The organism is Rhodopirellula maiorica SM1 (assembly GCF_000346295.1).
In the GTDB taxonomy this organism is placed as follows: domain Bacteria; phylum Planctomycetota; class Planctomycetia; order Pirellulales; family Pirellulaceae; genus Novipirellula; species Novipirellula maiorica.
Genome location: NZ_ANOG01000697.1, coordinates 19,551 through 30,379, shown reverse-complemented (window position 1 = coordinate 30,379; position 10,829 = coordinate 19,551). Strand labels below are relative to the sequence as shown.

Annotated in this window: 8 protein-coding genes; 7 read left to right on the top strand and 1 reads right to left on the bottom strand. The window is 55.9% G+C overall.

The window, feature by feature from the left end; translation table 11 throughout:
- The 7 genes from RMSM_RS42930 to RMSM_RS22460 form a co-directional block, all read left to right on the top strand.
- On the top strand, nucleotides 1–222 hold a 222-nt coding region (locus tag RMSM_RS42930; protein ID WP_236622264.1), incomplete at its 5' end, for a hypothetical protein.
- A 77-nt stretch (nucleotides 223–299) separates the two neighbouring features.
- The gene (locus tag RMSM_RS22485) at nucleotides 300–1,856 is read left to right on the top strand and encodes a YML083C domain-containing protein (protein ID WP_040768996.1); all 1,557 of its coding nucleotides are present in this window, start codon (nucleotides 300–302) and stop codon (nucleotides 1,854–1,856) included.
- A 157-nt stretch (nucleotides 1,857–2,013) separates the two neighbouring features.
- Entirely contained in the window at nucleotides 2,014–3,078 is a 1,065-nt protein-coding gene (locus RMSM_RS22480; RefSeq protein WP_144057871.1) for a hypothetical protein, read from the top strand.
- Nucleotides 3,079–3,200: 122 nt separating this feature from the next.
- Nucleotides 3,201–3,947: a sugar phosphate isomerase/epimerase family protein gene (locus RMSM_RS22475; protein WP_008701767.1), complete on the top strand. Its 747-nt coding sequence runs from the start codon at nucleotides 3,201–3,203 to the stop codon at nucleotides 3,945–3,947.
- Between the two features lie 784 nt (nucleotides 3,948–4,731).
- Nucleotides 4,732–6,045 carry a sulfatase-like hydrolase/transferase gene (locus tag RMSM_RS22470; RefSeq protein ID WP_052031755.1) on the top strand — a complete coding sequence of 438 codons (1,314 nt, stop codon included), beginning with the start codon at nucleotides 4,732–4,734 and terminating at the stop codon, nucleotides 6,043–6,045.
- A gap of 106 nt (nucleotides 6,046–6,151) precedes the next feature.
- On the top strand, nucleotides 6,152–6,883 hold the full coding sequence (locus RMSM_RS22465) for a hypothetical protein (protein WP_236622263.1): 732 nt from the start codon (nucleotides 6,152–6,154) through the stop codon (nucleotides 6,881–6,883).
- Nucleotides 6,880–8,646: a hypothetical protein gene (locus tag RMSM_RS22460; RefSeq protein ID WP_008701757.1), complete on the top strand. Its 1,767-nt coding sequence runs from the start codon at nucleotides 6,880–6,882 to the stop codon at nucleotides 8,644–8,646. The genes RMSM_RS22465 and RMSM_RS22460 overlap by 4 nt, the downstream gene beginning before the upstream one ends.
- Before the next feature lie 301 nt (nucleotides 8,647–8,947).
- Here the strand turns inward: RMSM_RS22460 and RMSM_RS22455 are convergent, their stop codons facing one another.
- The gene (locus RMSM_RS22455) at nucleotides 8,948–10,780 is read right to left on the bottom strand and encodes a hypothetical protein (RefSeq protein WP_008701755.1); all 1,833 of its coding nucleotides are present in this window, start codon (nucleotides 10,778–10,780) and stop codon (nucleotides 8,948–8,950) included.
- Between the last annotated feature and the right edge of the window lie 49 nt (nucleotides 10,781–10,829).

The window sequence follows — 10,829 nt, the reverse complement described above, 5'->3', positions numbered from 1 at the left end:
TTGGGGGATGCTCAAGTAGTGGGATTCGCCAGAATTCCCATCTTTGTTGTTGAAACACCAGGAACTCTGGCGAGTCCCACTACCAATGTAGGTGGCATTGGGCTCGCGCCGTGCCGCTACCATCATGCGTGGCAGGGACCGCTAGAAACGGAAAAAGTTCGTCCCCGCCAATCGGGTGAAAATCGTGGCGACCCACGCGAAGCGAGCCGCCGAGCAGGATAGAATGAGAGGATGGGCTTTGTCTCAAAACGTTCTCGACATTCCTCCTTTCCAGCCTCGGCCAACGCCCTGTGTGTTCCATGCCCTTATCTTTGATCTGTCCTCGCTGTAGCAAGTCAGTATCGATTCCTGATAGTTCAGCAGGACTGCGTGTCTCGTGTCCTCATTGTGCCGCCGCGTTTCTGGCTCCCGGCTTGAGTGCGACGACCAGCGATGATGCCGACGATTGGTTGACTCTGGACACCGATCCCGTTCCAGCGAACCCACCCTCGGCTCCTACAACCGAGAAACCTAAGCCGCGTCGATCGACCAGCCCCGACGAAGACACGTTGCTCGGAGAGTTTGCTGCCGAGTTGGACGAGTTTACCTCTACGGTCGAATCGGTCCCCCAACCGAAATCCGCCGGAATCGAGGATGGGGATGATCCATTCGTCCTCCGCCCGGCGCTCTCCCGGCCGCCCGTCGGAGCGCCTCGGCCGGCACCCGTTGTCCCTACACCGGTCAATCCCGCACCGGCGTCCTCCGGTGGTGACGACGATGTCATCGAACTCGGTGACGAGAATATCGTCGGTGACGAGATGGATTTGGCTGCCGAGTTAGGAGCAAAGAAGCCTGCCGTCGAATACGCCACCGAGTACCGTGTGCAATGTTTGACATGCGGATCGCAGCGGATGGTCCATGCCAGCCAAGCGGGCAAGACGATCAAGTGCAACGATTGTCATTCTCCGATCCGAGTCCGCCAGCCTCCGCGGTTACCTAAAAAAGTCGAGATCGACATCGACAACGCCGCGACGTTTGCGTTCGAGGCAACCCAGGTTTCGTCGTCCGATCGCCGCTCCGATCCCTACCGCAAATCCGCCCAACAATTGCTCGACGAAGCATCGCGAGTCGAAGAGACCGTCTACAAACACGACGACGATATCCCTAGTATCAGCGGATGGTTGGCCAGCATCTTTGGCATCTTTCGTGATGTCGGCGTGCTTGCGCATTGGGTCGCACTATCGTTGATCGCTTCGGTGCCGGCGATCGTGGTCCTGGCGTCGGAAGTGCGTGTATTGCAGATTGCCTTGGTTCCGGCGGGAATCGTGTTCGGATTGGTCGTGGTCAGCTGCGGCTTTGCCATTCTGCAGTCGATTGCCAATGGCGAAGAGAAGGTCAGCGAATGGCCCGTGTTTGATCCAGCGGGTTGGATTGAGAACTTGGTCGAGGTGTTTTCGGCTGCGGGCTTTGCCATCATTCCCGTTTACGGACTTGCCCAATTTGTGTTTGGACAATCGTTGCTAACCGCGGCGCTCACCATGTTGTCGCTGTACATTTTCTTTCCCTTTGTGTTGCTGTCGATGTTGGATAGCAACAGTCCATTGACGCCGTTTTCGGCCGAGGTGGCGCGTAGTGTGACACGCGCCCAAGAGGCTTGGGGAGGACTTTATTTTACGGCCGCGATTATGTTTTTTGCGTTATTCTTGACTTACGCCGTCTCCTCGACCTTGCCCTCTCCGGTTGCTGCGGTGGGAGGCATCTTTCTGACCGTGGGAATGGCGTTTGTTTATTTTGCCATGATCGGCCGGTTAGCTTATGCGATTGGTCAAGAAATCAGTGAACCACCTGCTGCCAAAACAAGCGACGAAGCAAAGTAGTTTGACGCCGATGCCCGCTAGTAGTGAATGCGAAACGATTCGATCCGCTTAAGAGTTTGAGTAAATCAACAGCGGCGTGCCAATCAACAGCGGCGTGCCAGTCAAATCTCGTTCGTCAGTTAAAACCCACACCCACCCCGAGTGCGATTATTTTCTGATGCCAAAGATGGCCCCCTACCCTGATGGCGATACGGAACCGGTGGCGACCGAGTTGCCCCGTGCGTCGGTGCCGATTGGCAGGTTGTGGGGGCGTCGGTTGGCATTGTCGTATTGGGTTTTGTTTGCCACCGCTGCAATCGCCGGTGTGATCTCGATCGTCGGCAGCGGACCCGCAAACCGTGACCTTGCGATCGCGTCGCTGTTGGGCTTGGTGGTTTGGATCGTGGGCTGGTTCATCCAAGCCGTCATCTATGCGGGGTTTGCGGTTCGCCGCGACGTCGTACTCTCGTTTAGTTTGGTCGGCATCGGATGGCATCAGGGAGCGATGACTGCCAAGCGAACCCTGGCGGCGGCAATCGCGACACTTGCATCGCTGGTGGTGGTCGGAGCCGGTTTGATTGCGATCGCAAAGTCGACCGACACCGCGGCCACCGTGGCGGACGGAGGACTCTTCGCGATTCCAGGGCTTGGGATGACACCGGCCGATTCGATGCTGCACTTCTCGGGTTGGCTCTTCTGGCTGCAAGCGGTCGGGCAGCTCTACCCGCTGCGGATGACGCTTGGACGTCATTTGATTGCATCCGTCATTGTCACGGTCGGTCCCAAGTTGACTCCTTCGGTCGCCGCCATCTTGTTGCACCGCATGTTGCTGGGGATCGGTATTCTGATGGTCGGCGTTGCGATCGCGACGATGCGGTTCGATAACCCACTGGTTGTGCCTCGGTGGCCATTGTTCGTGTTGCTAGCATTTGCATTGATACGAACGGCGAGTGTGGCAAGATCGCGACAGTTGGTTGATTCGCTGTGGGAGCGGCGTAGCGAGCAGGAAGCCGACGAAGAGATGCTACCGCCCGATCGGCTGAGCGAGCGTTTGTGGGGTTGGTATGCCCGTCGACGAGCGCGGCGAGCGTTGCAGCGTGAGCATGACGAAGCGGTTGACGCCACCAAACTTGACCAAATCCTCGAGCGATTGCACGAGCAGGGGCCTGATTCGCTGAGCCACGAGGACCGGGTCATTTTGAAGCGGGTCAGCGAATCGCTCAAGAAACACCGCAATTCCTAGAACCTCTGCTCGCCAGCGGTGAACGGGGTTTTGCTGGAACCCGTTTTCTTTGTAAGCTGTAAAAAACGAACAATAAAACGCGTAAATACGCTCTTGATAGAACAACGGGATAGGATGCTCTTATGATTGTTGCTGCTTCGACTGAATGTTGGCCCGAGATGGAATTGCGCGAAGCAATCGAAGTGCTTCAAGATTTGGAGTTCACTGCGGTCGAGATCGCGCTGCACGAATCCGGGAAAATCAAACCCAGCGATCTGGTGACCGACGTCGAACGGGCGGCGCAGATTCTGCGAAGCTCGCACCGTATGGACATCTCGGGATACAGTGTCCAACTCGCGACGACCGGCGATCAGCACTACGCCGATTTCAAAGAGATCTGCCGCATCGCCAAAGCGACCAAGGTGGTCAATATCACGGTTCCATCGGCCGAGCTTGGTACGCCGTTCAATGAAGAAGTCGAGCATCTGCAAAAGCTCGTCAAGGTTGCCGAAACCGAAGGAGCGCGTGTGGCGGTTCGCTGCCAATTGGGATGTCTGAGTGAAGACCCCGATACGTTGATGGTGTTGTGCAACAATGTCGACGGACTTGGCGTGACCTTTGATCCGAGCGTCTATATTGCGGGCAAAGCAAACACCAAGAACTTGGACAAGATTCTGAAGTTTGTTTGCAATGTCCATCTCCGCGATACACGGCCGGACGCATTCCAAGTCAGCGTCGGACAAGGCGAAGTCGATTACGGAAAGTTGGTTACCCAATTGGAACGTGAAAAATACGATCGCGCGTTGACAGTGCACATGTCGCCGATCGAAGGGCTCGATCATCGTGTGGAACTGCGAAAGCTACGCCGATTGCTGGAAACGTTGATCTAGTCACTTGACTTCTCGTAGCGAAAGTCGCCAAGACTTTCGGTCTCATCGAGCTGCCGTTCTTGACGCCACTGACACATTCGAGAATCGTTCCAAGCGGTTTGGTTTTCAGTATGTCATCACGTCGCGGCGAACGTTTGTTTTGTTTTGCCCGGTCATCACAGCCCGAACGTGTAAGTTTCGAAGTTGCGATTTTGTATAGAGGGGCAACGCCCAATGCCATCTACGTTGGCAAACACTGGAGATGCTCAAGTAGTGGGATTCGCCAGAATTCCCATCTTTGCTGTTGAAACACCAGGAACTCTGGCGAGTCCCACTACCAAAGTAGATGGCATTGGGCTCGCGCCGTGCCGCTACCAAAGTAGATGGCATTGAACGCTAGCCCGGACGCCAGTCCGAGGTTGGGGAAAACGAAGCAAGCCAAGTCGCAACGCGACGATAGCAAAACGACCGACAACCACAATGTGTAGCAGCCAATGCTGGTATGTTAGTAACTGCGTGGGGCCCACCCATGGCGCTCGTTCCCGCGATCTGCGGTTGCATGTTTTGCAGCAGTTGTCTCCTCATTTTGAACGCATTCATTTGCATGACAAAATCAACGCCACCCGCATGGAAGCAGCAAAACTCCTACCCTCAACCAAGCAGCTTCGCGGTGAAGAGTGGCACTGCCTCATGCTGCCGCGACGCGCTGTGCTATGTGAGTCGGCTGGGTTGCCTACTGAGTATGCTGATCGGGTGTTGCATCGCGTCGAATTTTGCCTCTGCAGCAGAACGCCCGAACGTGGTTATGATTCTGGCGGACGATCAGTCTTATCGTGATTTCGGCTTCATGGGCAACTCGCTCGTGCACACGCCGCATCTGGATCGACTTGCTGCGAGTTCTGCATGTTACGTGAATGGTTATGTTCCCATGAGCGTTTGTCGGCCATCGTTGGCGACGCTGCTGACCGGTCTTTATCCCCATCAGCATGGCATTCACTTCAATCACCCACCTCCGGGGCTGCGTGCAATGAGAGAGATGTCGGCGGCGCAGTACCAGGCGACGCGGGCAACCAGCGACTACTTGATCGAACGCGTGCCGACGCTGCCTCGAATCCTTTCTCGGCACGGTTACGCATGTTTGCAAACGGGCAAGCACTGGGAGGGCGATTACCATACAGCCGGGTTCACTGATGGCATGACGCTCGGTCGCCCCGCCGATCGGCTCGGTCCGATCACAGGCACTCGCCAGCAATCCGGCGGCGAATGGGTTGCTCACGGTAACGGCGATGTCGGCTTGTCCATCGGTCGCGAAACGATGCAACCGATTTATGACTTCGTCGACGAGCATGCCGGAAAGCAACCTTTTTTCGTTTGGTACGCACCGTTCCTGCCTCACTCTCCCTACGATGCAGCGGATCGGTTTCGGCGGTTGTACGATGGCAAGGATGTACCGGAGCATCTATTGCCCTACTATGCCGAAATCGCGAGATTCGATGAAACCGTCGGAGCCCTGCTGAGCCATTTACGGAGTAAGGATTTGCTGGAAAGCACGCTTGTGGTGTTTGTTTCGGACAACGGACTGCGTCCACACCCGCAGCGGCATGAACAGCAGAATGCGAGGTCCAAGCTCTCGCAGTACGAAGACGGTCTGCGAACCCCCATTCTGATTCGCTGGGATGGTCATGTTCCGCCGGGCGAGTATCAACCGCTCGTTCAAACCGTCGACCTCGTTCCGACTGTGTTGTCGGCGGTGGGGCTGTCGGCCGAGGTGACGCCACGGATGCGTGGTCTGGACTTGATGCCAACCGCAATCGCCGGAGAACCGCCGCCCGAACGTCCTGCTTTCGGTGCCATTTACCCCAATGACGCAGTCACGCTGGGGCAGCCCTCGCGACACGTCCGCGGACGCTGGGTACGAGCGGGCGATTTTAAGTTGGTGGTTCCCGGACCGGCGACGCCCGCGTTGCCGCTGGCTCTATATGATCTCGCCAGCGACCCCGAGGAACGATCGAACCTGGCCGCCGATTCCGCTCAGGCGGAACGCATCGCAGCACTCCATCTTTTGTTGGACCAATGGTGGCCCGCCACAGACGACGCCGATGTCACACAACCTCAGTAGCTCCTCCTACGTATTGAAGTAAACTTAGCCTCGTCCACTACCGGATGTGCCACTTAGATACTTACGTTTGTGCCGTTCGCCTCACGACGTTTTGTTGGAGCCTTATTTGTTTGCCACGAGATCACGACCGCTTCGGCTTGTTCGCATCACGCTGTCGCTGGCAGTCATCATCGGCGTGGCGGGATCGATTGGATATAGCCGACAACTGGCTCAGCTACGCCGAACGTATGCAAAATTGCGAACGCAGGCCGGGGAATTGGAGGTCGACGATCCAACGAAAGTAGCCATCTGTCCGATGCCTTTTTTGGACGACGATATACCGCCGGGAGTGGATCAAGCGTATGTGTGGCGATACCGCGTCCACATCCCCGCGGACTATGGACCGGCTTTTCGAACTCAGCGTGGGTTAGTGACCGCAGACTCGCCGCAGGGCCGTGGTAGTTCGGGCGGAAGCTGGGGAGGTTCTAACATGGAATCCGAAGAGCTGCTCATGACGATGGCGCTGATCCACAGCGACGGGAAATGGAGGTTTTGTCGCAGTTCCGGCGGCAGTTCCAGCGCAGGAGTTTTGCCCGACGATTTCAAGATCGAATCTATCGATGATTTGGTCATCGATGTCCCCGTGCCCGCCGACGTTGGCACTCGCGTTTTTGACACTGACGAGGCGATTTGTTTGATTCGGATTCGTGAAAAGAATCTCGCCAAGAAACGAAATGGCAAAACGGAAGAAAACTTGTATCGAGGCTTCGTCGTTTACATGCATAGCAACGAGTACAAAGACGCGTTTGAAGCATGGGCAAAAGGGGCGGCCGATTCGATGCAGGAGGCTCGGCCATGAATCAATTCAATCGTTCGGCATCGACGCCGCCACCACCGGCATCGCAAAACGAGGCGATGCCGACCGCTGGAAACCTGCCTGCAAAACACCGTTGGACGCGGTTTGGGCTACTCGAGTTGCTATTGCTCACCACCGTGGTCGCCGCATGGTTGCCGATCCTGTTCGCTCGCAGACACATTCCGCTGCTCGAGTCCAAGATTACATCGCTGCGAGCGGCGACGACCCAATTGGTCATCCTCGATGACCAGCAACTGAATATTCGTTCATTGCCCGGCATTTGGCACGATATCAACAGTTGGCGCTATAACGTACCTGAGGACGCTCGCTTGGAATTGAGGTTCGCGACCGAGTCGATTCACAAGGCTAGTTTTCCAGCGGAATACCAGGCGGTTGCATTGCCCACAGGCCAGCATGTTATTCATCTCAAGTGCATCGAAGACGTGTCAGGGCATCATAGCAAGGTTTTTATCGATGACGATCTCGTGTTGCAGCAGCATCATCCTAAGGATTGGGTCAAGTCCTACGGCAGTTCGAGCACGGGGGATGTTGCAACGGAATCCACCGCACACCCACTGGACGAACCGCTAAAGCTAAAGGTGCAGCGGTACTCGCTTAAACATCCGCTGAAAAAATATGGATCGGTTGATATTCCGGACGAATACGACAGCAAGGGGAATTGTCTTTGGATCTCGCCTGCAGATCAGACGCCACCGCCTTCGCCCGTGTTTTACACGCCACAAGAACGACATGGCTATGAGGGAACGGGGGGGCGCCAGGGGATCAAGGTCTTGCGTGCTCACCGCACCAATCTGGTCGGATTGATTGGCATCGTTCCATCGCTGAGTTCGACTTACGGAGACGAGCGACGCGGATATCCGTATTGTCCGCTGGGCATCTCGGTCCGCCCTATCCTCGCCAGCGAAGGGGCCGCCGCTGAAATCCCTGAAGCCCAAGCAAATCTTTCGGATGGAATTCCTGTTTCACTGCGGGAATCGATCGTCGCGCCCAAGCAATACGACGAAAGCTTTTCGCATGAATTGATTACCGAGAATGCGATTCAGCAGGATGGCAAGACGATGCGGATCTTTGCTCACTTCAAAGCATTCCCTTCGGGTGCCAAGCCGATCGTGGAAATCATCTTCGATGCGGCGCATCCGGATCGGGTTGGTTTTCTGCCTCACTCGGCCCCCGACAGTCCCGCGATGAAAGCATGCCAATTGGTCACGCGTTTTGATGCGAAATTCCATTGGCGTGAAATCGAGATGGTTCCCGATCCGCAGAGCGTTACAGACACGTCGAGCAAGCCTTTGCGTCAGCCGCTTTCAGCGTTCTATCCCGATATCGATTTTGCGAAACTTGCCGGCGGCAGCGGATCGGTCAACGAACCGTTTGGCTGGCGAGAGATATCGGTGACGCGGTTACCGCAAGTCGCCGTGCCAGGAAGTCAACGCAAAATGACGCGATTGAATCTGACCACGGATGTTGCCGACGCAACGAAATTAAACTATCCGCTGGGACTGAGTCGAAATTGGCAATACGAAGGCATTCCGAATCGCCAAGTCTGGTGGCTGCCTACTGCCGATGAGAGCGATGAGAGCGATGAAAACGGAATCACGGTCGAGATACAGGGTGGTGCCGAATTCCCGCAAACCATGCTCGCCATTCCTGGCGGTCCCGTGATTCAGAATGTTCGTATCACCGTGCCGATGCCAGCGAAAGAACCGGTATGGCTAGAGATTGCCGCTGAGTCGGAAGCCAATTAGGCAGCCGAAACCGAAACTCTCAGCGAGTTTCGCTACGAAAGAATGCGTCACAGCGTTGGCGGTTTTGCCGCTAGTCACCGTTCCGTCACTCAACGAACCGCCCCTTCAGAAACGGCGCACCGGAACCGGGGCTAGCTGCTTGTTGATTTAAGCGAAATGCAAATCACATTGGTGAGCCGAGTGCCGTAAGGCACCGGGAATGCGTGGAACCCGGTCGCTGACGCGCGAGCGGCTCACTAAAACAACAAGCCGCTAGCGCCCAAACGGTTGATGGGATTTCACCAATGATTCCTGCGTTCGATCAGTTTGCGGTGCGCTGTAGTTTCAGGCGGTAGCGGCCTGGTTCGGGAGCCGGAACGCTGGAAATATTGAGCGAGTCATTTTTGCCGGCGCGAGTTGCATAAATCCGCTCTTGCTCGGTTGTTAGGTCGCCGACCGTCTGAGTACTTCGGCTGGTGACACCTTTACCGAGCTGGAATGTTTGAATTCGCAGCGGACGCTCGGCACCGGAACCTCGCTTGGGCGCGGGCGTAAGCAGGAGCCACGTTTGCCGGTCCTTGCGTTCACCGAGATAGATGATCGCTTGCCCGTCATCGCTGAGCATCAATTCCAATTCGCCAGGACTCGTTAACTTGTTCAATCCGAGTGACGTGATCGTCGCATCCGAGATCTGCTTGGGCAGCTCTTCCATCCCCAACTCTTCGGCCAGCTTCTTCATTGACGTGTTGGCAGATTGCTGGGCGGTGATGCGTTGCAGCGCCGTTGCCTTCAGCAGTGCCTGTATCGCTGCCTCGGGGTCGGACGTTTTGTGAAGACGCGCCAGCTGTAGCCATGTGTCGGGATGGGTTGGATGATGCTTCTCGAAGAACTGGCCAATCTGTTCTGGGTAGCGATACCATCGCTGTTGAAACATCAACAACGTGGACTCACTCGCGTCCGACTGGATCAATTGCTTGATCGCTTCGGCGAACGATTTTTCGCTCATGCTGCGACGGTAGACAACGAACACGCTCGGTTGCTTCTGTTCATCGACGAGTGAAGCTCCTAAGCCATCGTTCTCGCTAAAAACGGTCACGACCTCGTTGCCGTGGGTTGCCCGCAAGTAATCATTCTGTGAATTATTATCGGAGACGTCCCAGCCCAATTTTCTCAACGATTCGATCACCGTGGCGATGGTGTCTTGCGTTGATCCCCCGTTCGTCACTTGCCAAACCGCCTCGGTCGGCGACATGAACAAATGCCCGTCGACTCTCTTTTCAGCCTTCAGGACTTCGACGAAATCAAATGCCGGCGGCGGTACATAGGTGGGATAGAACGCATCGGGAATGTTGCCTGGCACGGAGTGTTTTTCGGCCATGTCGTCCAACAGTTTTCCGAACCGCTTGACGATCTCTTTGGCAATATCCCGGCTGACCGCTTGATAGCGGGCGCCCGACGTTTCGAATCCTGTTTGGGTCGCGTGATATTCGATCTTCATTTGCGATCGAAAACTCACCTGAGGCGGTGTGGTATTGGTGCTGTAGTGATGGCTCGATCCTCGATACTGGTTTCCAAGCGTCACCACCAACTCGCCATCATAGGTCTTGTGTCCCGGCAGCCCCTGTTCTTTCCACGATTTCATATTGAGTGTGACAAAGACTTCGGGTAGAGGTCCGCCATCCGCGAGTCGTTCGCCAGCGGGCACGTAATGCAGCGTGTCAAAACGTTCTTGGTCGCGAAGCGTTTCGAAAACATCGAGCCCGACTCGTTCCATCAACAGATGGGTGCCTTCGTTATAGATCGCGAGCGAGCGTGCAAAGAAACGAGCGCCATTGGAACTGCTGGACGTAGAAACCGTGGATACGTTGTGGGAGGCTTCGAGCGTGACTGCGTTTGCCGACAACGCAGCTTGGTCTGAAACCTCGCCAACCTGGCGGTAGCCATTGTCTGAGGCGTCATCCGCAGTGACGCTGAGCACTCCGCGTGCGACACGCGGCGAAGGGATAAAGGTTGCATAGAAAGCGAATACGGCAACGAAAAATATCACGCCCGCCAAAATTTTCAGTACGCCTGAACGTCGTACTTTTGAGGCCGCCGAACTGGGGGGCGATGTAATGCGGGACGAATCACGATCGTCGTTGGGAGTGAAACTCATGGTTTCAGTTTAACGTGCCGCGGCTCGCAAGTGGAAAACGTCGGTACGA